This window comes from Williamsia muralis NBRC 105860 (assembly GCF_001598915.1).
GTDB classification, from domain to species: Bacteria; Actinomycetota; Actinomycetes; order Mycobacteriales; family Mycobacteriaceae; genus Williamsia; species Williamsia muralis.
In genome coordinates this window covers 47,817-70,839 of the sequence record NZ_BDAP01000011.1, presented here as the reverse complement: position 1 = coordinate 70,839, position 23,023 = coordinate 47,817, and the positions used below count along the sequence as shown (strand labels likewise).

Sequence of the window (23,023 nt, the reverse complement as noted above, 5' to 3'; positions counted from 1 at the left end):
GTCCCCGGACCGTGCGCGAGGCATGTCATGTGGCGGATGTGGGCACGCGGATAGGGCGGATAAGTCTGGTTATGGGTTCGGTGAGGCGGCCGCTGTGGCGGCGAGTGCTTCGTCCAGGGTCGGGTAGAGGGCGAATGTGTGGTCAAGTCCGACCAGCTTGAGGGGGCGGGCGGTGGAGGGCCCGGCGGCGACGACACCAAAGGGTGCTGGGGTGGTCGCCTCGTAGGCGGCGACCAGTGCAGTCATTCCGGCGGAGGCCAGAAACTCGGTGGCGGTGAGGTCGATGATCACACCGTGCGGTTGACTTTCAAGCGCGTCGCCTACCGCCGTGGCGAGGTGCGTGGCGGTGAGTAGGTCAAGGCTGCCGTGCACAGTGAGGATTGCGATGTTGTCGCGCTCGACGGTGAGGATCGACAACGCATCATTGCCCGTAGCGGTGGCACTGTCGCTGGTGGAGAGTTCGACGGCTTTGTCTACGTGCACGAGCTCTCCTTCTATTTGCGTTCTACAGCGACCGTCATCGTACGGGGCCATTGTTCGCAAGTGTGATCAGTGGCGGTAGCCCCGAATAAGCAACAAACCGCTGTCATTACCGGTTGGGACACGACCCGACAGTTTAGACGGAATGTCTTTTTGGTTGGGCGCGGTCGGCTGACATTGGCTATCTTTAGTTTATGGCGAAGAAGACGGTCGTGGAGTTCGTTGATGATCTCGATGGCAAGCCCATCGAGATTGATGATCTGAACACGATCGAGTGGTCATGGCGAGGCGTCGACTACGTCTTTGACACCAGCACAACCAATCTCGAGAAGATCGAGAACGGCAAGATGGCTGTCACGACGCTGCTGAGTAAGTCGACCCGGGTGGGCGGCCGGCGGCGGTCCGGGTCGGCCCCTCGCCGAGCCGCTGGCAGTAACGGTTCCGTCGACGATGCCGGCGACCGTCCGGTCATTCGTGCATGGGCCCGCGACCACGGATATGGCAGCATCGGCGACCGCGGACGCATCGCGAAACACATTGTGGCCGCCTACTACGAGCAGGCCGGCGACCGCTAAGCGCAGACGTCCTCGCGGTCGCTGTCGGCGTGCAGCCCACGTAGCCGGACGAGCCCGTCTCGAAGGCGGCTTTTGAACGTCGGCACCGGAACGTTGAGTCGCTGTGCGCCCTGTGTGTGGGTGAGGCCAGCGAAGTACACCAACGTGATGCTCTGCCGTTGCAGGGCGCTGAGCGCGGCTACGTGTCGGCGTACCTCACGGTGCTCCTCACGCACCAGCACCGGTTCGTCGGCGGCCACGGCGTCTGCAGCACCGGCCGCCAGTACGGCGAACGCTTCGGTGCGACGTTTGTGGCGCTCCTCGGACCGGACCCGGTCGACAGCACGCCGGTGACAGATCATCATCAACCACGACAACGGCCTGCCCATGACCGGTGAGTGCAGGTGCGCTTTCTGCCACACCTCGAGGTACACCTCTTGCAGGACTTCCTCGGTGTACCCGGCGTCGCGCACCGTCTTAAAGACCAGCCCATAAAGACGCGGCCGAGTCGCCCGATAGAGGCGGTCGAACGCGGCAGCGTCGCCCTCGCCCACGTCCCGCAACAGCAGCGCCCAATCATCACTCTGAGCTGAGGAGATGCCGAGGGTCTCTGCGGTCACACCTAGATATCGACATCGACTGCTCGTGCGTTACCCACGCCACACAAACACCCATGCATGTCCGAGGTGAAGACCGAGTTGTGTCACGTCGCCGATAACGATCGCATTGCTGCACACCAATGTGCGCCGAATTGGCCACGGAAGGGTAGGGATCGCCAACGCAGAAAGCCTGTCGTACAAACGAACTACTGATTTTTGGTGTCGAGTCTGGGCCATTGACTCCGCCGGTCTCGCAGTCGCAGAGGTTAGGTAATGTCCGGATCCGTCGCCTGACGCGATCTCTTATCCCTCACTCTCGGCAAGGATTTCCATGAAGACAAGCGCGTACCGCATTGTGCGGGCGTCATCGATCGTCACCGCGATCGCAGCAGTCGCATTCGGCTTTTCAGCATCCCCCGCATCGGCTCTGACGTATGCGATTGAACTCCAGAACGTTCCTGCGACTGTGGAAATGGGAGCATCGTTGACTCTCACCGCCCAGATTACTCCAGAGTCAAACTATGGCTACATCAATATCTACGGTACGGATGTGAACGGGCGGGTCGTTCCACGACCCTCTGGAGAGGCCCTGCAGAAGGCGCCTGTCAACGGTGCCGCCAGCTTCACACTGACCCCTGAGGTGTTGGGTGCGATGAAGCTTTCTGCGTACGGGGATGATCCGAGCGGAAAGACGCTGGCCGATCACGAGACCACGACTGTCGTGTTCACCCCGAGTGACGTCAAGATCGGCGAGGTTCCTGCGGCACAGCGGAACAGCACAGTTTCCGTCCATTTGAGTGCATTCGTTCCGAGAGCGGGCCGCGTCCAGGTCGAGTGCGGGCCGGTCGACGGCACCACCGCGGGCTCAACCTTCGAAGGCAAAAACATCAGAAGCGGCGAGTGGACCTTCGACTGCCCAGTCACTGACCGAACCGCGACGGAATACTACGTGCGCGCGTGGACCCTGGGAAACAAATGGGAAAGCGCCCTCACCAAGGAAATCCGCTTCCCGGTTGTCGGTACGTCGCCGGACTCTCCTGACGAGAATGCCGGCGGGGCGGGCAGCCTCTCCGGGGTAGGCATCGCAGACCTGACCGGGGATCTTGTCGGTCTGGTCGGCTAGGTTTTTCGAACTCACGGAATTGCTCCAGCGGGGAGGAAAGTTCCGTCGTACACACTGACTATCGCTATGCAAAGGACAAAAAATGACGTACCCTCCCCCTCCCGGCGGCAACAATGCGCCAGGCCCGTACGGCCAGCCAGGCCAGGGTCCGCAACAGCCCTACCAAGGCGGCGCTCCCAGTTGGTCCCCTCCCCCTCCGCCCGCCAAGAAGCGGAAGAAATGGCCGTTCATCGTGGGCGGCATCGTTGTGTTGCTAATCATCATTGCGCTGGCGACCGGCGGCGGAGACGACAAGAAAGAGTCCGATCCGGCATCTGCAACGACTGCACAAACATCGCAAAATAACGCAGCCACCCAGGAGCAGGCGGCGACCACGTCAGCTCCGGCCGCGGATCGTGGCGACACCGTGGGACTGAACGCCCCTGCGCGTGACGGCAAGTTCGAGTTCGTCGTCACCGGCTACCAACCCGGAGTGACCGAAGTTGGCGACAACCCATACTTCACGGAGCAAGCATCGGGCCAGTTTGTCCTCGTTGATGTGACAGTGAAAAACATTGGGGACAAAGCGCAATCGTTTAGCCCCACGGACCAAAAACTTATCGACGCACAAGGTCGAGAGTTTGAGGTGAACACCACCGCGATGATCGCAGGGTCCACCTCAGACATCCCTGTCTGGGACAAAATCAATCCCGGCAACACAGTGAATATTCAACTGGTGTTCGACATGCCCACCGACGCGACACCCGCCCAGGTGGAGTTACACGACTCCATGTTTTCTGGAGGGGTCAAGGTCGGCTTGGCATAGCTGAGGTGCTTCCTACGGGGTGCCGCGGTCGTAGTTGGTCGCGGCATCCCGACCGACACCGTTGAGCGTGTGCCAACATCAGGTTCTTGCCGCAGCCGTCGACGCGCAGCTCTCCGATCCACACCACGACGTAACGCTGGTCGCCCGAATAACTTCGGGCACGCGAGTGCGGCCGCCCCCATCGACCTACGTTGGCCCCGGTGCCGGAACAGCGCCGCGTTTGCAATCTCGGGTGGTGAACCTGTGCGAGGAACACTCCGCCGAACGCCGCGCTTAACTAAAAAACTGACTTCCGAGTGTGACAGCTGACGCGTGGCCCGTTGGCCGACTCGGCTGGCCTGACGCCGAACCGAAAAGCCCTGCGGCCGTCCCTGTTCAAGGACGTGCAAGGAACCCTTAGTGGTCGTCGATTTCGTCGTTGGCGAGGTCGGCTATTTCCTCCAGTGTGAGTTTTTGGGCGGCTTCAGCGCGTCCGTTTGCGTCGAATTGTATGCCCTCTTCTTCGAGAAGGTTCCTTGGATCTCGGCTGTCGGCAGCGTCCACCCATGCGAACTTCTCTGCTACTACCCCCCCTCGCTTTAGTACGCGGTGAGCATTGGGGGTTTTAGTCGATGCCAACCGGTTGCCGATAGGTTGTGCTGCCGTGCCCAAGATTGTGGCGAGGTCGCCGTACGTAGTCCATCGCCCGGTCGGTACTTCCGCCAGTACAGCCTCAAGTTTGAGCCAGACCTCGTTGGGTTCTTCTGTGTTGGTCTGCTCCCCTGGGCCCGGCCAGTAGCTGATGATCCGCTCCGCGAGGCTGAATGCCCGTTCACCAATCTCGGTCGGTCCCCAGTGGTCCTTTTCAGCGATCTCTTGGCTTAAGCGGACACCTGTTTTTCTGAGCTCAACCTTCTTGGTGTCGAACGGCTTGTTACTCATCGACGTGTTGTAGCCACTTAAGGTCAGATTGCCAAGGGTGTGGACAAGTCGCGCGTGCACTTCAGCCACATCATCGTCGCCCACGTCTGCGCCGAGTTCCTCGAGCCACGCACTCGAAAGTGTTTGCGGCATGACATGTTCGATCGAGGCTGCAGAAAGATCGACAGGCTCGTTGCTGCCAAAGGAATCCTCCAACCACATCAAGACAAGCTTGCGGTGGCCGGGTCGGCCGTTTAAGTAGTAGGCAGTGGTCCCAACGGCCGCTCTAATCTGCGCGTCCCCAGCAAAATGCTTGCGTCCTGCCGACAGGTAGGTATGGACTGCTTCCGGTAGAGACGACTCCGAGTCCATCTCTGCAACGGCTTGCGCGAGGATTCGGTTCAGGCCTTGCGACCTCGTCGCACTGATGAACCGGCGGACGATATACGACTCGACCACGTGAATTGCTCGGGCAACCTCGTCGCTGGTTGCCCTGCCCGCAGCCCGTTCGGCGAGAAAATGAAGTAGCAGGGGGGCCGGGGTCGCCGACCCCCAGGCATCCATGCGTTGGAGACGGAAGCGGACTGCCGGATCCGTTTCGCTCTGTGGATGAACAATTAGATGATAAAGAGAGCCCAAGTCGTAAAAACGTTTGGTTTCGGCGACGATCTCTTCCTCTGACTTCAGACGTTCAAGTTGACGTTGTTGCCCTGAGTAAGTGTCATTAATTTTAGCGCGGACATTTGCTCTGAGTAGATCAAGCCAGAAGAACGTCTCTAGCTGCCCGCCGGGAAGCATGTCTTGGAGAGGTTTCCAATACTGCTCGTAAACGAGCTGCCCTTTGGTGGGCATACGCATAAATAGGTAGTTTCGAATCAGATCAGCCTGGCTCAATTTGAGACCAGTGTTGTTGAGGCTCTCAAAGATCCGATGCACGTTATCGCGAAGATCTGTCTGAATCAGGACCACTGAAATTCCGCTATTGACCGCTTCCTCGACTTGGGCAAGGGAGATGACGTTGTCGGTGGACGCATCAGACACGAGCCCGTTCAAACGGGCAGAGAAGAACCTGTAGGCCTCGCCAACAGCGTCATCACCGCCGGCCCCGGCACTACCGTTCACCACCGCGACGTACGATGCGCGATCAGCCTGGGTCGGGACCAACTTATAATGATCATCGCCAGTCCGGTACTGATTCGTCAGTAGTTGATCTTGGATGCGTCGTGCATCGACGCTCTCGGGATCCCTGGCCTTATAGGCGTCGCGAATTGCGCACAGCAGGAGCGTCAGCGTAGTTAGTCGCTGTTGACCGTCCACGACCAGGTGATGAACAAAAACCGAGGTCACGTCGCCCGGGCTGGGCGCCAGTACCAGCGAACCCATGAAATGCGTTGCGGTGAGGTCGGCTTGTCGGTCGCCTGCTAGTTGGACAACGTCGTCCCATAACGTCTTGAGCTGTGGTTTACCCCACTTGTAGGGCCGCTGGTACAGCGGCACACGGTACTGCTTGGAGCCCTCGAGGATCGGAAGAAGACTGGTTTCACGCGCGGCGACCACTATCACTACCTCCGGCTCAGACGAATCCTGAACTCACCTTAACGGAGGTACACCAAGCGGCAGGCTTGTCATCGAGCCGTCGCCCAGCTGTTCGATTTGCGCACCTTTTACCGGGCGTCTGGGGGTCAGAGCGAGAACATGACGGCTACGATCGGGGCCGACTGCGCGCGTCGCGTGGAGACTCCCCATATTCGAGCCGGAAAGCCCCAGTGCGGGTACTGTTCAATAGTGTTCGCGATCTGGAGAAGCTGTCAGCATTTCGCCACCCCAGAGTCAACTCCCGATGCCGCCGGGTCCAAACTCGAGGTAGTTCTGGCAGCCTCGGAACACCTGCCGTCGACAGGCAGAGCTCGCCGTTTCATCGCCCGACGCGCCGACACAGGCCAGTGGCTCAGCGTTGGATTTGTAGCGAACGGGCTTCTGATCGAAACGACCACATCCGCTCAACTCCGAAAGTACGAACGCGTCAGAACAGGCGAGTTGACCTGGTCAAACGATGCCTACCGCCCATTGACCGACCGAGACCATCCCTCAAAGACAGTCAATCTCGACGCTGACTAGTGGATGCTCGCCCGCCCAACACTGCGGGTATTCCGGATCTTCCGTTTTCGGCGCTTTCGGTCGTGTGCCTATTTGCGCGGGCACCCGGCCGCCCTCACCAGCCGTCGCTGCCACAGCAGTCAAAGTGCGCAACCCATGCAAGTACTTCTTTCGAGGCCTCGCGGTGGCGCGCGTTGTACCGGTGGCGGCCCTCGATGAGCCGATACGGGTAGTCCGAATCGGGCTCATGAATGACGAATACGGGCGAAAGATGCACTCCATCCCGAATGCTCGACCGAATTGCCTCGATCTTCGCTTCACCCCGGGCGTCACCTGAATCGTCCGCTAGTTGTGATGGGTTGATCTTCGAGGTGAGGATGGCCTTCATCTCCCAGCACTCGGCATCTTCGCTGACGCCGTAACCGTCCTCGACGTTCGAAAGAGTGGAGTCATAGTCTTTGTCCTGGCAGATGCGGTAGGTCATCGCGAGGGAGACGAGCTCCAAAGTATCTTCCGGCCCGTCTGTGTCGACCACCAGCTCTCCTAATGTTGCACTCGGACCTCGTTACGACGTGTAGACGTCGACGAACTCAGTCAGACGCTGCCGATTCGCGGCGCGACACGCCGGGAATACTATCGGTCGCGTAAGTGACTGCCCAGAGATGAGGTGATGTTGTCGAAGATCCGTGTCACCTAAAACTCCTGTGCTAGCGCGGTCCTATCTGGCTTCCTGGATAGCACATGCGATGCGCTCAGGGATCAATCCCTGTAGGTATGTGGATGTCGGGCAGGGTTGCCCGCACTGGGCGCTCGCCGAACTGCGCGGTGAATCTCACAATGAATCGTCCTGGCCGGGGCCCGTCGATCTAGACCCTCAATCTTGGGCACCTATTCGCCGGTAGATCAGTGGCGCCGCGCCGATCCGGGTAGCCCTCCACTGACAACCTGGGCGGGGCCGGCGACTTGGTGCGATGCAGCCGCCTGCACCTGGGGTGAAGTGCGCGAGAGAGCGCCCCACCCAGTCGGTAACGCACGTTTTAGCTGGTCGCGTTCATTGACGTAGGTGCGCCTCGTCTGGCGTTCGTGCGGGGTTAGCTGGCGCGTACGGCTGGTGCGGTCCAGGCGCGAGATCTGAGCTGTCAGGCACTGGACCCGTGTGACAGCGGCGCGCTGCTCGGGGGTGTAACCGGTTTTGCGACTCATATCTTGACCTCCGTGACGTGACCATGCCAGTCAGCTTTGTCGCACCCCTCGGCGGCCGGGGCCATGCGCGGGTCGATATCGCGACCGGCGGCCTTATCAGCGGCGAGGACCATGCGTGCGGCGGCGCGGCGGGCAGCGGGCGCGAGTGGTCGCCGCTTCCCGCTTGCCGGGTTCGTTCAGTGGTTGTCATCGTGGTCATCCTGACCCTAATTATCCGCCAGCTCGCCGGGATTGTCACCTGCGATGGAGTCGATGGGTTCGCGGCCGTAATTCGGCGAAGATGTCAGCCTCGGTCTTGGTGACCCGCGTCGATTCCTGCAACTTCGCGATCACCTCAAACCCCACGACCTGGGGGGCAGTGTTTTCCGACAACGTGTGGTCGACCGCCCACGGAGGAAGAGGAGATTGCCGTTGTCGAGGGCGATCGCGTAGCGACGTGGCCGGATAGTGGTGGATTGATCTAGCTGCACCGCTGCGTCGGCGGGCAGCGGTCCAGGGTCTTCGACCACGAATTCGGTCTCACGCCACCGCCGGAAGGTATTACGCTCACCCCAGTTCCTACCGGCACTGGGATCTCGGCATCCGGGGGCCGGTAATCATCGGTCATGGACAGAGCATCTCAAATTCGTACCCGCCTGGCGTCGAACAACGTGCATGCGTCGCGCAGTGCTCGTGGCACGGCCTGGACAACACGAGTGCCCCCGACCCTCGCGGTCGGGGGCACTCGTCGTGCCGAGTTCGATCAGTACGTCCAGCTCCAGCCGCCACCAGGGGCTGCGAATGTCAGACCGGCCCACTTTCCCTGACTCTGAGCCTTCTTGGCAGCGTCGATCACCATGCCGGTGCAGCTGATTGAGGCGGCCAGAGTGCCACTGAATCCGCCGACTCCGGTCGCTACAGGAATGCTCACGCCAAACGATGCCGCAGCCAGGGCTGTTCCAGCGCCACCGCCGATAACAGACCAAGTCAACCCGTACTGCGCGATGATTCCGCCATCAACGCAGTACGAGTACGCTGCCCAGACGTCGCCGCTGGCTGCTCGAGCGGTCTCGTCTCCGTCGAGGAGAAGGTCGCGCTGCCCAACGCCGTGGCCGGGGCCGCTCTCGACCGCATTGGCAACGCCAGTGCCTGTGACTCCCATGAGGATGAGCGCTGCGAACAAGAACGCGGTCACCGCAGCAAAGGTCCGCCGCGGAGCGGACGTCGATGGCGAGACCCGCTGGTGCGGAACATCCGTTTTGGCCGCCGACTCTGCAAACGAGCTAGGCGAGTACTCGTGTGAAATGAACTTGGTGATCATTGATCCTCCTGCTACATAAGGTCTTTCGGGGGGCAAATCGACTATAAGCACGGGCACGCGGCGCTGGGAATACGTTGGACGCGATCGAACATCACCGGACGCTTGGTGTCCATATGGACACTGGGCTACCCTTGACGTCACTGGACTCTTCTCACAAGGACGGTGATGGATCGCATGGAATCCAGCTCGAAGAATCGTGACGAAGCGCGCGCGCGTGCGGCTGAGACACGTAAACGCCAGAGCCGCCACATCATCCTGGAGATGGCTGAGGGGTTGGTAGAAGCCGGAGAGTTCTCCGTGACGATGAAGGACTTCGCACGGCGAGCGGGCGTCTCGGTGAACACTGTCAAGCGGCAGTTCGCAAGCATGGAAGAGGTATTCGCCGCGGTCGCCGACGAGCGTGCGGCGGCGGGTCGTGCCGTTCCCCGTCGCCTCCAAACAGGCAAAGGGTACGCAGCAGCTCGAGACAGCCGAGAGTATGTCACCAATCAGGTTCGGGTCTTACGAAGTCTGGCTGATGTGAACATCTCCCAATCTGTCGAAGCAACACGGAGCATCTACGCCGATTGCGTTGCAACACATCCGGAGGAGAACTACCTGCTTGCGACAACGTGTTGCTATCTGTCGTACCGATTGTTGCAGTTGCCCAAGGATCCATCGACAACACTGGAGGCACGACAAGTCGCTGAGCGAGGGCTGGAGCACCTGGACGCCGACCGCTCACGGCATTACGCACTGGGAGCACAACTCGCCCGCATCGCAGCTGATGCCGCTAGACGGTTGGCTCAGGCGGCAAGTGACGCTGTCGGACCGGAGCCAGATGAACTGCTCTACCTGAGAGCCACACGCGATGTCGTCGCTCACCTTCATGCTGTGGCCGAGAACAAGCGGAAAGAGTCCGTGTACGAGAAGAAACTGAACCAACCGCTGACCGCGGCTGCCGCCGAGTACCACCGTGCCCGAGCTCAAGCACTAATCCAAGATGACGTCCCCGCCGAAATTGATGCCGCCCTTGCCATGGCACGAACCCTGGTCGATTCCGCCAATGCAGGCAAAACGCTCCCTCCTCGGATTCTCATCCCCTTCGTCACTCGGCTGTGTGGAACGCAGCTTGCGTACCGACAGATCCTGCAAGACAACGGCGACGACGAAGAACTCACCGAACTGCGAGATCGGCTGCTAGACAACCTGCGCGCACAAGACTCGACCGAAGCGGCAACGGCAAGCCGGGGACTCGCCACGATGATTACACTTGTGGACAGGAACTCAGGTGACATCACCAGCGCCAGTGCGCTCCACCTCCCCGATCTCATCCTGCTCACTGGGTACGGAGTCGTCGGGCAGGTACTTCTCGCCGACTTTCTAAGAGACATCGCGGACGTCAACGACTCTCGACCGGCAGACATAGGAGCGCTTTACCCGACAACAGCACTTTTCAACGTCACGCCAAGTGATCTGCGGCCCGCCGCAATGGAGTACTACCGGACCGCGCAGCGGTTCGCCCTGGTCGTGGGATCTGCAGCCGTCCTTGCTAGCCGGGCCCGACAGGCGCGGCAAGAAATGATCGAACGCTTGGAGCCAGAAGACTCCGAACAGCCAAAGCCCTGGGCTGTGCTCCACCAAGGAAAACTCAACACCGCTCTCGTGAACCAACTCTCGCTTGGAATGGTCACCGGAAGACGACCAACGGCAAGCGAGGCATCCGAGATGCTACGAGAGCTTGAGCCATTCCTCGACACCCTGCGCACCGTCGCCGGTATCCGCGCGGCCACGGTGGAGAAAATTCAACCCACCGAAGACGTGTATCTGACCAGCCTGCGGTTTGACTAGCCCGGGAGACCGGGTCGCAAAACAGTTGCTCGCGTTCGGCGCAAAGGGGACCTAAAGCCAGGGCTTCCGCGACACCGAGCCCTACCGCGACCTAGCGCAGCTCCCGCACAACCAGCTCCCAGCGTCCTCACGACCGGGCCCCTCCCCCTGGCCGGCCACCACACTCCCCCGTGGTGGCCGGCCTTTTGTTTGCCCGCTGCGCGGTCACCTACTCGGATGCGCCTGCGGCGCGCAGTGACACCGGCCTATCGGCCAGAGAGCCCTTTTGCCCTTCTGGCCGTCCGATCATGACCGGCGTCGTCCGCCGCACAAGACCTGGCTCCGCTGCGCTCCGGCCTGCCGACTCGGAAACTTTTTCAACCCGCACTCGCTGCGCTCCCTGAAAAACTTCCCGCCCACATCTTGTGCTCTGTCCTCCTGAGCCGGTCTTTATCTCCCTTGCCAGAAGGGCAAAAAAGCTGGCGGACACGACAACACAAGGGAGGCACGCCATGTTCTATGACCCGAACGCCCGCGATGAAGCACGTCTACAACCACACGAAAATGCCCGGTGATCCGGCCTACACCGATCTCGACGACGACACCAAGTTCGTCCTGTTCGACCTCGCGGTTACCAGCCCCGAAGCCCATGTAGCCGCCGCCACCGTCATCGACCCCCCCACTTCACCCACTGACAAGGAGCGCGCCCCATGAGCATCGACACCTACACCGAACTCGACGCCCTGACCGTCGCAACCCCGAACCTGGCAGCGGTCCGCATGATGGCCGGTTTACGCGGAATCAGCTTCCACGAGGCCATGAATGCCCAGGCCGAAGAGTGGGCCACCGCCCTGGATGAGGCCATTGAACGGGAAACCGCCGAGGCCGCGATGTACATCCGTCAGGGCGAATCGACCACCCACCCGAACCAGCGCGCCGCGTGGCACACCGAAGCCACCAAACATTTGGACGAAGCCGCCCGACTGTCGAACGTGCGCGTGATCGCCGCCTGCATGCTCGCCGACGCCGACACCAACCCCGTCGACCACACCCCCACAAACCCCAGATAGCGAAACCGCTTCTGGCCCATAAAGAAAAGCAGCCGGGCCGACTGTTACTCGGCCCGGTTGCTTCTCTCACACAATAGGAGAAAACACCATGGGAAACAACACCGCCACCATCACCCCCGACGCCGAGACCACTGCTGTCGAGACCATCACCGCCGCTACCGGGGAGCTGCTGCATATCGACCCGGCCGAGCTGGTCCTGGATGACAACGTGCGCACCGATCCGGTGCTGGGCAAAGACTTCATCGCCTCGATCGCTACCGGTGTCCGGTTGCCGCTGTACGCCGTCCGTGACGCCGATGGCACCGTGAAGGTCCGAGACGGCCAACGCCGGATGCTCGCCGCCCGTGAGGCCGGTCTGACATCGATCCCGGTCTATGTGGTCGCGGCCGATCAGGCCGAGAGCGACGACACCGAGCGGACCCGCCGCCGCATCATCGACCAGGTCATCGCCAACGAAGCCCGCGCCGACCTCAAAGCATCGGAGAAGGCTGCAGCGGTCGAGCAACTGTCCTTGACCGGCTTGTCGGCCACCAAGATCGCCAAATCGCTGCACACCAACAAAAGAACCGTCGATGCAGCGCTGGCCACCGCAGCCTCCCAGACCGCCCGCAGCGCGGTCGATGCCGCGAACCTCACCCTGGACCAGGGCATGATCTTGGCCGAGTACGACGACGATCCCGAGGCCGTGGCCGAGCTGGTCGCCGCCGCTGCCGAGGGCCGGTTCGACCACAAAGCCGCCGAGCTCAAGGAGACCGCACCGGCACGCGCCGCGATCAGGGCCGCTCGCGATGAACTGACCGCCCAGGGCTTTATCGCCACCACCGACCGGAGCGACGTTGTCAGCGGCTACCGCCGCCTCGATCAGCTCGTCGACGCCGAAGGCAGCAAAGCCGCCGTGGCCGATCTTGACCCCGATCACCTGCTCGCGCTCCTGTCGGCGCGGTGGCGGACCGAGTACACCAGCGCCGAAGGAGTCGCACTCGACCGCGACGACATCGACTGGGACCTCGACGGTGAAGAAGACGCCGACCTCAAGCCCGAAGAGGGCTACCACGATCCGCGCACAGTGACCCGGACCGAGAGCTGCACGGCTGAGGTGGTGTGGTTTCACCGCTGCTACGAAGAGGCCGGATTACTGACCGCGTGGGAGTGGGACCAGCAGAACCGGTCAAGCAAAAAGAGCACCCCGAAAGATCGGCCGCTGACCGAGGCCGAGCAGGCCCACAAAGACGCCGAGACCCGCGAACGACGCAAGGTCAAGACGCTCAACAAGTTGGGTGTGGCGGCGCAGACGGTGCGCCGGGACAAGCTGACCGAGGCCTTCGGCCGTAAAACCCTGCCCAAGGGTAAGGCCGCTGTGGTCGCGGCGTTTCTGGCAACCACGATGTGGCACAACGCCGATCTGTACAACGCCGCACGCCAGGACGCCAACGCCAAGGAGATCGCAGCCGACCTGCTCGGCGGCGGCCCCATCGAAGCGCTCGACGGAGCCACCGGCGAACGCGCGCAGCTGATCGCCTTGGCGATCACGTGCGCCGCGCACGAGGCGAACCTGCCCAAGGACGCCTGGCGCGGTGGCCACGAATACCTGCGCAGCATCGGCGAAGGACGCACCCGCTACCTGACATTCCTCACCGAAGCGTTCGGATACGCCCTGTCCGACATCGAAAAAGTGGTCACCGGCGACATGAACGCCGACGACATCAACATCAGCTAGACAGGTTTGGGGCGGGGCGGGTGGGCACCACCTGCCCCGCCCCCGCCTGCGTTGGGACGGTCGACCAGCGCCCGACCCGAGACCATCCATCACTTGACCCCTGTAACGGTACGCGTTACACTGGAGGGGTGATCCAGTCCTTCCACGACTCTCGAACCGAGAAGGTGTGGCGGCGGGAAGTGGTCAAGAAGTTCGACCCGGACCTGCAACAGCGCGCCTACCGCAAACTCCTGGCCCTGCACGCCGCCGACCGGGTGTCAGATTTGCGGATCCCGCCGGGGAACCGACTCGAAGCGCTCAAAGGCGACCGGGCCGGGCAGCACAGCATTCGCATCAACCAGCAGTGGCGAATCTGTTTTACCTGGACTGCACACGGACCCGCCGACGTTGAAATAGTCGACTACCACTAACCCAAAACCACACCAACACACCAAGAACGACTACCAATCAGAGGTAACGCCCATCATGACCACCACAGCCCACCCCCCGATCCATCCCGGCATCGTCCTGTTCGAGGACTACATGCAGCCCATGGGCCTCTCGCAGCGCCGACTGGCCGATCTGATGAACGTCCCGCCCCGGCGTATCAACGAAATCATCCACGGCAAGCGGGCCATCACCCCCGACACCTCGCTGCGCCTGGGCAAAATGTTCGGCATCAGCGACACCTTCTGGCTCAACATGCAAACCCATTACGACCTCGAAGTCGCCAAAGAAACCACCGACCTGTCCACCGTCAAAGTCCTCGAAGACGCCTAACCCCGATCCGCTACAACGTCCTGACGGACATCCAACTCAACGCAATAACGATGCGGGACAGGTGAGACGACCTGTCCCGCTTCGCCCCGACGTGGCCGCTCAGATGGGCAATGTCAGTTCGTCCTGCTAGCGTGCTCACCGAGAGCCTGGCCAACCGGACCATCCCCCCGGTCCTGGGACCACTCCCCCCGGTCCCGACACGTTTCTCCCCAGACCTGTGTCGCGTTGGCCAGGCTTCTCTCCCCCTCAGTCCGCGTTCTCGGACCTGGCGGTCCGAGCTTCGCCGTGGTGGTCACCACAGGGGGCGCGCGCCTTCTCATGGTGGCTGGCCGGGGACCCCGACCTGTCAACCCACGCCCCGGCGGTGTCGCCCGTTCTCCGCTGCGCTGCGCCCGTGCGCTCCAACCACTTTCACACCCCCACTCGCTGCGCTCGCGTGAAAGAGGCTTCCGGCCGCCGGGACTCTTCGGGGTTGACAGCCCACCCCGGCCAGCCCGACCGCGAGGCGTCAGCGCCACCCACCGAAAGGCCACATCATGACGTCTGCACCACCATCGACGGAGTCCAGTACGGACCACTGAACCCCGGTGTCGCTGATCTGCAGACTCGTTTGCTGCGCTACTCCTCGATGTATCCGGTGTTGGGGTTAATCATGCCGAGGAAGTCGCGGATGCTGTTGCGGTAGTGGCCGAGTGTGCCGGTCGGCGGGGATGGTGGGGGTCGAACCTTCGTTGCGTCGTCTGCTGAGATCTGTGCCGTTTGAGGCGCGCTCTCTGAGAATCCGTAGTCGGGGTTGGGTCCGTTGTCCCAGTTGTAGTCGTGTCCGCCGTCGCGTTCGGTGATGGTGAAGGTTTGGCCGTCGACGGTGAGGACGATCGGAAGTTGCGGGACGAGGTCGTCGGGCGCTGCCGTGTCGATCAGGACGGGCGGGCCGGCAGTGGTGGTGGACGTGTTGCTTGAACGCAATTCGGTGGCGCTCGATGATCCAACGTCACCGTCGCTGGTGGTGCAGGCGGTAAGCGTCCACATCAGTACGCAGACGAGGCCGAGGACGGCTCTGGGGATGTTGATTCTGGTGCTCGGAGTGTTCATCACGGTGCCGGGAATGCCGGTTGTTGGCATGTTGCTCTGGCGGTGAACGTCTTCGTGCGCGTCGGGGCGAGGGGGTCGGGTGCGCTTCCGGTGACGGTGTAGGTGTCTGGGGATTCGATTGTTGCGGTGGCCGATCCGGTGTTGCCCTCGCCTTCAACGTTGTTGGCGACGTACACCCAGATACCAGCGTCTGGGCCGGTGGGCTGGCTGATGTTGACCCGCTTGACGGTGGGGGCGGCGTTACGAAGTCCGACGAGTTCGATGTCAAAGCTTCCGAGGCCGACTCCGGTGTTGTAGTTGTTGTTTCTGTTGTCGTCGTACCCGTAGCCGTGAGTTTCGGCGGACACAGTCACGGCATCACCGTCACCGCTGCGGGTGCAGATCTTGGTGAACTCGATGATGGTGATCGGTTGGCCGTCCACGGTGGTTTCGATGGTGGCGCGTTGAACCGTCGCACCGGGGTCGGGCGTTGTGGCCGTCTCACCGGAACCGATCTCGACCCCGATGTAGCCACTCTCCGAGGTGTCCGGCGGTGGCTGGGTCGTGCAGGCGACGAGCATGCATGCCGCAGTGGCGAGCGCGACCATGCCGACAAATTTCATGTGATCCCCCTGATGGCAGTGCTGATGGCTGCCCAGGACGGATTATGCAGCACGGGTTCCGCAGGGCCGGGTGCGTTCGTAGTTGACACGATGGCCGGCCGTTCCCCGCATGCTCCGCTCTGAGGCGGGGAGCCCTTTCAGACGGAAGTCCGCCGGCCTTCTCGCGGTTCCGTGCCGACCCGGTGCCCGGGAATGTCCGCTGCGCGGTCACCTGATCGGAAGCGCCTGCGGCGCACTGTAACCGGCCTGGCGGCCGGTTTCATCGTTTTGTCCCTTCTGGCCGTTCGAGTGTGACCGGCGTCGTCCGCCACACAAGACCGCGGCTGCGGCCCTGCGGGCTCGAAAACTTTTCACACCCGCACTCCGCTGCGCTCCGCGTGAAAACTTTCCGCCCACGGTCTTGTGTTCTGTCCTCCTGAGCCGGTCCACCTCTCCCTTGCCAGAAGGGCAAAACAGTGGGTGGACACCAGGTCTGCCGCACCGACCCGAGGGAGACGCCAGTCATGGACATTGCCGAGATCGCCAATCGCATCAACCCGCGCCGCGCCCAGCTCGCCGTCGCATCGGTCCTGGCCGTGCTCGGATCCGCCGAAGCGTGGCGCGGGGACCAACTGTCCTCCATCAACCATGAGATACAGCCCGCGTGGGCCGGAACCGGGCTGCCGCCCTACAGCGACCAAAACGCTGAGGCGCTGGAGTTTTGGCAGAGCGCCGTCGACGTCGGAACCCCGGCCGAGGCACCCGACGCGCTGACTGTGTGGGCCGACATCTTCGGCGGCCTCGACGTGGCCGACGACATCGCCGGTGCCCTCACCTGCCTCGAAGCCGAAGCGACCGTCGCCGCGTTGCGGGCGGCCGGAAGCCCGACCGCCGCCGACACGTTCCTGGCCGCGCACCTACGCCGCGACACCGCAGACGGCGAAGGACACACCGATCACTGATGTGGGTGGGCGGGCCACCCCCCGACCCGGTGGCCCGCCTGCCGCTCATCATCACCGAAAGGCACCCGACATGAACAGCGTCACCGAACTGGAGTTGTTCGCCCGGTGCGTGCTCCCCGGGTGCGCCAACCCGATCGCCGAGCAAGGCGACGTCTGTTCGGACTGCACGCGGGCGTTCACCGGTTACCTGCGTGCCGGCACCCGGCCGCCGCTGACCGAGGCCGAGCAGCACGACCGCGACCAACAGGTCCGCGCCGCCCACCGCGCCCAGCTCACCGTGGCCGCCGCCGCAGCGGCCGCCGATCAGACCGGCGACACCATCACCCGAGCCAACCAGCGGTGCTGGCTCTGCGAGCAGCGACGCACCTGCAGCCGCATCAGCGGGCAATGGGAATGCCGCCACTGCCGCACCGTCACCTAACCCACCGTCCCGAAATGTGCTGAGCCACAGCCCCCGATCCAGGAGAACCCCCATGAACGCCGTTGCCACCCTCACCCTCCCCGACCTGCACGCCACCGTTTCCCCAGACGGAGACACGTTCGTTCTGTGGTGGACCGACTACGTCGCGAACGCGTGGACCGAAACTCACCCCGACCTGGGCACCGCCCTGGCCCGCCTCGCCGTGCTGCACCACTGCGTCACGCACGGGGAAGGCTTCGACGTCGAGCCCGGCGACTTCGTACCCGTCGCCACCGCGTTCCTGGACGCAAGCACCACCATGCCCGCTGCGCGGTCACCTCAACGGAGCGCCTGGCGGCGCGCAATGATTGGCCTGCGGCCGAGATCCGCGTGACGTGACCGGCCTTCGGCACGGTCACGTTTTGTCCTTCTGGCCTTCCGAGTGTGACCGGTTCGTCCGCCACTTCGAACAGGTGACTATCGCCCCTGCGGGGTCGAACACTTTTTCAACCCGCACTCGCTGCGCTCGCTGAAAAACTGTCCGATCACCTGCCACTCCGTTCTGTCCTCTGCCGGTCCACCTCTCCATTGCCAGAAGGGCAAAAAAGTTGGCGGACACCAGGTCTGCCACCGATTTCGAGGGAGACGTCGCCATGGTCGCAGGGAAAGCACGAGCACAGGCCCAAGAAGCACGCCGCATCGCCAGCAGCCGCCCCGAACACATCAAGACCCCGCTACCGCTCCGCACCAACGGTGTAGTCACCAACGTCGCGGTCACCGTCTGCGGAGAACAACGCGCCCGCGTCGACGTCATCGCGGCCGGGACCGGCGTCGCCATGGTCCAAGTCCAATTCCCCGGCGTCACCATGCAATTCCTGAGCTGCGAACAGGTCCAGCACGTCCTGGGACTGTTCGCCACCGCCCGCCAGGCCCGCATGGGCATGGCCAAAACCACCATGCTCCCCGGCATCCTGCCCGGCGGATACCCCGAAATGCAGACCACCCTGCGCTGGACCCGAGGCCCCCTCGGTGCCGCTGCCCGTGAACAGTTCACCCACCCCGCGACCCAGAAAGTGCTCCCCTACGTCCGGCTCACCATGTCGCCGCTCACCCTGGCCCTGATGGACACCACCGCCATCGACACCATGGTCGCCACCATGAAAAAGGCCCACAAACTCGCCATCGCCACGTTCGACGACGGCGACCAATTCGCCGACAACTCCGCCGCCGAAAGCTGGCGACCACGCGCCGCCCACCGCTACAAAATCACCGGCACCGGATGGCTCGCCAGCGGCCCCGTCCCACCCGCCGACCAGCACTAACCCAGGCTTATCCCCAGACCCGGACCACTCTGCACAACCGGGTCTGGGGACCCACACATGCCGCGCGGCCCGAGGGGCCGCGCGGCATCCTTGTCACCACCACAACCACTCGCCGACAAGGAGACCTCACTGATGATCTGCTGGAGCGTCACCGCATTCACCCTCACCGACCCCCACAACGGCATCCTGATCGCCAACGCCGACACCACCTACACCGACGCCCACCACGCCGCCGGCGACGCGGCACTCGCTGCGCTCGACCACCTCGCCGGCCACCAACCCAACGGCGCACCATTCCTCACCATCAGCATCGACGACAACCCCCTACTCCTCGCCGGCGCAGGCAGAGACGAACACGGCAACATCGACCGCGAGTGGCTCACCAACGCAGCCATCCACGTCCGCGACACCGGCACCGCCTACTCACCAGAACCAACGCTCTACTGACAGCACTCCCCGCCGTCAGACACATATGGCACCCTGGCCAACGGGAGGGGACACCCAGCAACCAGCAACGCCACGGCATAGCTCTGCTCACCGATCCTCGACTACCGAACAGCACCAACAACAGTGAAAGGTTCTGACTGATGGCGTCCAGTCACAACGACATTCGCAGCATCGACACGATCGAACCAGTGCGTCCACCCCTATCTGACGGGGTCCTCAACGCCCTCCAATGGACCGGATTCGGACTCGCGCTCACCATCGCAGCCATCGGCCTCTTCGTCGCGATCTACAACCGCACCACCAGAGACGAGAAAGCCGGCTTGGGCGCACTCATCGTCGCAGGCCCAACAGCATTCCTCCTCAGCATCTTCGTCGGCGCGTTCTTCGGCAGCCCCGTGTCCCTCCCCGTCGGCGTCCTCATCATCGTGACCACCGCAGCACTCACCACCGCCGCAGCACTCCTCGCCTCAAAGCTCAACCACGATCACCGCTACTGAGTGGACGCCCTCACTGACCAGACATGTGTCACAGCACCAAACCGATCACCAAATGATCCGTAACAGGCGCTGCCAGAACCCATTTGGGAATGAGGCGACACCCTCAGTCGCGAGCGATGGCCTGGTATCGCAGCCGATACGAATGGTCACCAAAGTGACCTGTCGTCACACCAAGCAAAACGTCATCTACCAGGCCTAACGACCGACGGACGATTCGTTAAAACGACGCGCTTTGTGGATCTGGCAAAAGAAAAAAAATCTCGTTACAGTGAAGGGGTCCGCCGCCGCCACGGCAATGACGACGACGGACACGGTTAGATGTTCCTCTCGACGATCTGATCAGAGAATCGAACTACATCTGATCAGAGAACCAACGGATGAACTGATATCCATTCCGGACGAGCTGGGTCAGCACAAAAAACTTGGTCCAGCCGTTCCGGATTTTTTTATTTCCGGCGGCGATAGCCATTACCTCCTTCCTCATATCGGGGACAGGGAGAGCCCGAAGGTACTCCCAGACAATGCTTCCCCTTCGAAGGGAAGTGTTCTCCATACTACTGGGTAAGGCGACAGGGAATGGCCCTGCAACACCCCTGACTTGTCCGCAGACGGATTTTCTCGGATGAGACCTAGTCCGACCAACACAGCGGGTACGTCGACCACGTTCTGACGGAATCCGCCGCATCCGGGCTAGCTCTTACTCAATTCAAGAGCTGCCGCGGCACCGAGCCCTCCCGCGGCGTAGCGCAGCTCCCGCACAGCTAGCTTCCGGCGGGATCGCGTGGAGCCACACCCGTTCCGTTTAGGCCGGTCACCTGATCTAGGTGGCCGGCCTTCTTTGTTTGCCCGCTGCGCGGTCACCTGAACCGAGCGCCTGCGGCGCACTGTGACCCGGCCTGACGGCCGGGCTGGGTCGTTTTGTCCCTTCTGGCCTTCCGATCATGACCGGCGTCGTCCGCCACACAAGGCCCCGGCTGCGGCCCTTCGGGCTCGGAAACTTTTCACACCCGTACTCCGCTGGCGCTCCGCGTGAAAACTTTCCGCCCGCGGTCTTGTGTTCTGTCCTCCTATGCCGGTCTTTATCTCCATTGCCAGAAGGGCAAAAAAGTTGGCGGACACCAGGTCTGCCGCACCAAGGCCGGGAGGGTCACCATGCCGAAGTTCACCACGAAAGAGACTGCCGCCGAGCTGCGTAAGCACCTGCGCGCCACCTGGCCCACCGTGAAGTTCTCGGTACGGTCCGGACGCGGCACCGCCAGCGCATGGCTGCGGGTCGCCTGGGTCGACGGACCGGCCTACACCCAAGCCCAAAACGAGTGGTTCGGGTTTCAAAGCGCCCAATTCAACGGGATGACCGACAGCTACGACCAGCTCGACGACCGCCTGGTGTGCACGGACCCGGCCAAGCTGCCCGACGTGCGTTCGTACTCGTGCGACGGGATCAACGGCGAACGCACATTCACCGACGATGCAGTGCGCACCACCGTGCGTCAGCTCATGGACGAAAACACCTGGATCTCAGCAGCATTCGCCGTTGAAGGTATCGACCCCGACGCCCTGACCTACAACACCCTGCACCGCTCAGCGTCCATGCTCACCCTCGACGCCGGCCGCTGGCTCTCCTACCTGGGGGAACCGCTGCCCCGTAACCCCTACGACCTGGGCACCGCGATCACCAGCGCCCTATCGCTTACCGACTTCACCACGCCCACGCCGGCACTGCACACCCGCTGACCTACCCCACCCACCGAAAGGACCCCCGTCATGACCTCGACCACCAGCGCCTACGCTCCCGCTGTCATTCCCGACGAGCTGGCCCGCACGTTCACCGGGATCCTGTGGGCAGCAGCCAACATCGCCGCCACCCGCCCCGAGGTGGTCGACGCCATCACCGAAGCTGTCCGCGAGATCGGCGGAGTCAATTACGACCAGCAGCTCACCGTGGAATCGGTGTGCGTCAAAGCGGCCGCCCGCCGCGACCCCTGCGCCCTGAACCCGATGCTTCCCGGCCGCCGCTGGGCCAGCTGGGCACCAGGACTGACCGAACGCGAACGGTGGGACTGCCTCGCCGAGATCGCCGACCGGTGGAGCGACCCCAGCGACCGCGACACCGGGCTACGCCCCGGCCGATGGGACGAGCCCACCACCTCGTAAACCGACCGGCCGGGTGGCTGCCCGACCCCTCACACGGGCAGCCACCCACACATCAATATCCACTCCACAGGAAAGAGTTACGCCGCTATGACGATCACCATTCGCCACACCCACGCAGACGGAACCCTCGTCGAGGGCACCAGCAAAGGCGACGGCACGAACACGATTTTGAAAGCCAACGGGTTTCGCTGGTTCCGCACGCTGGGGCTGTGGGGCATCGCCGGAAGCCGCGACCGCCAGCCCAACGACTACAAGATCAACCGCGCCGCCCACGCCTTGCGGGAGGCCGGCCACACCGTGACCGTGGAGATCGACCGCACCCACCGGCCAGCGGCCGAGGCCGAGGCCGACCGCCTGGCCCGCCAAGACGACCGCGCCGCCGCCCTGGCCGCGAAAGCCGAACGCAAGAAGAGCGACGCCGAAGCCGCGTGGGCGAGAGAACGCGCCGCCACCGACGCCCTGCCCCCAGGTGGGGAGCCGATCAAGATCGGCCATCACTCCGAACGCCGGCACCGGGGCGCGATCGACAAAGCGTGGAAGACACTCGGTCAGGCCGTGGAGGCCGAGAACACCGCCAAGGCTGTCGAGCAGCGCGCAGCGGCGGCCGCCGCGACCACCGAGCACCGGTACAACCCGGTCACCGTGGCCAACCGCATCGACACACTCGAGGCCGAACAGCGCGCCGACCAAAGAAGACTCGACGGGCACCGCCGCACCCTGTTCACCGACGCCGCGGGCGACAAACGCGAAGAGGTCACCACGGCAGCGGCCGGCCCATACCGCGAGCGGGTCGCCGCCCGCATGGCCCAACGCGCCGAGGACATCGCCTACTGGACACAGGTCCGCCAGCAACAGATCGCCAGCGGCGACACCACCAACTACACCCGCGACACCATCAGTGTCGGGGATCTGGTGCGCGGCCGGCACGACGACTGGTATCGAGTCCGCCGGGTCAACCCCAAATCGGTGACCGTGGAATATCCCGCCTACGGCGGCGGCACCCTCACCCACACCATCAAATACGCCCACCTCACCGGCCACCGCACCACCACTGCGGACCAGAACACCACCGGCGCAGGCGAGGCGGACAAGGCCGGCTAAAACGGTGTGGCCGCGCAGCGTGACGGTATGTCCGCTGCGCGGCCACCCGAC

At 63.0% G+C, this 23,023-nt stretch carries 25 protein-coding genes; 18 read left to right on the top strand and 7 right to left on the bottom strand.

Translation table 11 applies throughout. From position 1 onward, the window contains the following. Positions 1-69: 69 nt before the first annotated feature. The gene (locus tag WIMU1_RS24660; RefSeq protein ID WP_062801078.1) at positions 70-483 is read right to left on the bottom strand and encodes an STAS domain-containing protein; all 414 of its coding nucleotides are present in this window, start codon (positions 481-483) and stop codon (positions 70-72) included. Positions 484-674: 191 nt separating this feature from the next. Between WIMU1_RS24660 and WIMU1_RS24655 the strand changes: the two genes are divergently transcribed. Beyond that, complete coding sequence (locus WIMU1_RS24655; protein ID WP_084248549.1) at positions 675-1,055, top strand: histone-like nucleoid-structuring protein Lsr2; 381 nt, start codon at positions 675-677, stop codon at positions 1,053-1,055. Here WIMU1_RS24655 and WIMU1_RS24650 read toward each other — a convergent pair. After that, positions 1,052-1,654 carry a sigma-70 family RNA polymerase sigma factor gene (locus WIMU1_RS24650; RefSeq protein WP_245969319.1) on the bottom strand — a complete coding sequence of 201 codons (603 nt, stop codon included), beginning with the start codon at positions 1,652-1,654 and terminating at the stop codon, positions 1,052-1,054. The two genes, WIMU1_RS24655 and WIMU1_RS24650, sit on opposite strands and share 4 nt — an antisense overlap. Positions 1,655-1,964: 310 nt before the next feature. Between WIMU1_RS24650 and WIMU1_RS24645 the strand changes: the two genes are divergently transcribed. Both WIMU1_RS24645 and WIMU1_RS24640 read left to right on the top strand, forming a co-directional pair. After that, complete coding sequence (locus WIMU1_RS24645) at positions 1,965-2,756, top strand: hypothetical protein (RefSeq protein ID WP_062801077.1); 792 nt, start codon at positions 1,965-1,967, stop codon at positions 2,754-2,756. 232 nt (positions 2,757-2,988) lie between these two features. Then, the gene (locus WIMU1_RS24640) at positions 2,989-3,561 is read left to right on the top strand and encodes a DUF4352 domain-containing protein (RefSeq protein ID WP_307715689.1); all 573 of its coding nucleotides are present in this window, start codon (positions 2,989-2,991) and stop codon (positions 3,559-3,561) included. Between the two features lie 396 nt (positions 3,562-3,957). On the opposite strand, the gene WIMU1_RS24635 is transcribed toward WIMU1_RS24640, so the two are convergent. The 3 genes from WIMU1_RS24635 to WIMU1_RS24620 form a co-directional block, all read right to left on the bottom strand. Then, entirely contained in the window at positions 3,958-6,018 is a 2,061-nt protein-coding gene (locus tag WIMU1_RS24635) for a DUF262 domain-containing protein (protein ID WP_062801082.1), read from the bottom strand. Between the two features lie 655 nt (positions 6,019-6,673). Further along, on the bottom strand, positions 6,674-7,093 hold the full coding sequence (locus WIMU1_RS24625) for a ParB N-terminal domain-containing protein (protein WP_062801071.1): 420 nt from the start codon (positions 7,091-7,093) through the stop codon (positions 6,674-6,676). Between the two features lie 1,410 nt (positions 7,094-8,503). Beyond that, positions 8,504-9,061, bottom strand: coding sequence for a hypothetical protein (locus tag WIMU1_RS24620; RefSeq protein ID WP_062801069.1), 558 nt, complete (start codon positions 9,059-9,061; stop codon positions 8,504-8,506). Positions 9,062-9,226: 165 nt separating this feature from the next. On the opposite strand from WIMU1_RS24620, the gene WIMU1_RS24615 reads away from it, so the two are divergent. The 6 genes from WIMU1_RS24615 (at position 9,227) to WIMU1_RS24590 (ending at position 14,416) form a co-directional block, all read left to right on the top strand. Further along, entirely contained in the window at positions 9,227-10,891 is a 1,665-nt protein-coding gene (locus tag WIMU1_RS24615; RefSeq protein WP_084248548.1) for a TetR family transcriptional regulator, read from the top strand. 498 nt (positions 10,892-11,389) lie between these two features. Continuing rightward, positions 11,390-11,584: a hypothetical protein gene (locus WIMU1_RS24610; protein ID WP_062801066.1), complete on the top strand. Its 195-nt coding sequence runs from the start codon at positions 11,390-11,392 to the stop codon at positions 11,582-11,584. Continuing rightward, positions 11,581-11,940, top strand: coding sequence for a hypothetical protein (locus WIMU1_RS24605; RefSeq protein WP_062801064.1), 360 nt, complete (start codon positions 11,581-11,583; stop codon positions 11,938-11,940). The genes WIMU1_RS24610 and WIMU1_RS24605 overlap by 4 nt, the downstream gene beginning before the upstream one ends. Positions 11,941-12,028: 88 nt before the next feature. Further along, complete coding sequence (locus tag WIMU1_RS24600; RefSeq protein ID WP_062801062.1) at positions 12,029-13,657, top strand: ParB/RepB/Spo0J family partition protein; 1,629 nt, start codon at positions 12,029-12,031, stop codon at positions 13,655-13,657. Positions 13,658-13,785: 128 nt separating this feature from the next. Further along, a complete protein-coding gene (locus tag WIMU1_RS24595; RefSeq protein WP_023957688.1) occupies positions 13,786-14,067 on the top strand; it encodes a type II toxin-antitoxin system RelE/ParE family toxin in 282 nt (93 codons plus the stop codon). 55 nt (positions 14,068-14,122) lie between these two features. Then, a complete protein-coding gene (locus tag WIMU1_RS24590) occupies positions 14,123-14,416 on the top strand; it encodes a HigA family addiction module antitoxin (RefSeq protein ID WP_062801060.1) in 294 nt (97 codons plus the stop codon). 618 nt (positions 14,417-15,034) lie between these two features. Here the strand turns inward: WIMU1_RS24590 and WIMU1_RS26555 are convergent. Together WIMU1_RS26555 and WIMU1_RS24580 are read right to left on the bottom strand one after the other, a co-directional pair. Beyond that, positions 15,035-15,508, bottom strand: coding sequence for a hypothetical protein (locus tag WIMU1_RS26555; protein WP_218017670.1), 474 nt, complete (start codon positions 15,506-15,508; stop codon positions 15,035-15,037). Then, complete coding sequence (locus WIMU1_RS24580; protein WP_062801057.1) at positions 15,508-16,110, bottom strand: lipoprotein LpqH; 603 nt, start codon at positions 16,108-16,110, stop codon at positions 15,508-15,510. Before WIMU1_RS24580 ends, WIMU1_RS26555 begins: the two co-directional genes overlap by 1 nt. Before the next feature lie 503 nt (positions 16,111-16,613). On the opposite strand from WIMU1_RS24580, the gene WIMU1_RS24575 reads away from it, so the two are divergent. The 9 genes from WIMU1_RS24575 (at position 16,614) to WIMU1_RS24530 (ending at position 22,972) form a co-directional block, all read left to right on the top strand. Continuing rightward, a complete protein-coding gene (locus tag WIMU1_RS24575; protein ID WP_062801055.1) occupies positions 16,614-17,051 on the top strand; it encodes a hypothetical protein in 438 nt (145 codons plus the stop codon). Positions 17,052-17,121: 70 nt separating this feature from the next. After that, positions 17,122-17,472, top strand: a complete 351-nt coding sequence (locus tag WIMU1_RS24570; RefSeq protein WP_062801053.1) for a hypothetical protein — start codon at positions 17,122-17,124, stop codon at positions 17,470-17,472. A gap of 52 nt (positions 17,473-17,524) precedes the next feature. Further along, on the top strand, positions 17,525-17,845 hold the full coding sequence (locus WIMU1_RS24565) for a hypothetical protein (RefSeq protein WP_062801051.1): 321 nt from the start codon (positions 17,525-17,527) through the stop codon (positions 17,843-17,845). 259 nt (positions 17,846-18,104) lie between these two features. Continuing rightward, entirely contained in the window at positions 18,105-18,773 is a 669-nt protein-coding gene (locus WIMU1_RS24560) for a hypothetical protein (RefSeq protein WP_084248551.1), read from the top strand. 132 nt (positions 18,774-18,905) lie between these two features. Further along, positions 18,906-19,220 (top strand): hypothetical protein, encoded by a 315-nt coding sequence (locus tag WIMU1_RS24555; RefSeq protein ID WP_062801047.1) that lies wholly within the window; start codon positions 18,906-18,908, stop codon positions 19,218-19,220. Between the two features lie 140 nt (positions 19,221-19,360). Further along, complete coding sequence (locus WIMU1_RS24550; protein WP_062801045.1) at positions 19,361-19,717, top strand: hypothetical protein; 357 nt, start codon at positions 19,361-19,363, stop codon at positions 19,715-19,717. Positions 19,718-20,869: 1,152 nt separating this feature from the next. Next, positions 20,870-21,451 carry an LPD29 domain-containing protein gene (locus WIMU1_RS24540; protein ID WP_062801041.1) on the top strand — a complete coding sequence of 194 codons (582 nt, stop codon included), beginning with the start codon at positions 20,870-20,872 and terminating at the stop codon, positions 21,449-21,451. A gap of 30 nt (positions 21,452-21,481) precedes the next feature. Then, on the top strand, positions 21,482-21,871 hold the full coding sequence (locus WIMU1_RS24535) for a hypothetical protein (RefSeq protein WP_062801039.1): 390 nt from the start codon (positions 21,482-21,484) through the stop codon (positions 21,869-21,871). An 87-nt stretch (positions 21,872-21,958) separates the two neighbouring features. Further along, positions 21,959-22,972: a DUF3560 domain-containing protein gene (locus tag WIMU1_RS24530; protein ID WP_062801037.1), complete on the top strand. Its 1,014-nt coding sequence runs from the start codon at positions 21,959-21,961 to the stop codon at positions 22,970-22,972. Positions 22,973-23,023 lie beyond the last annotated feature (51 nt).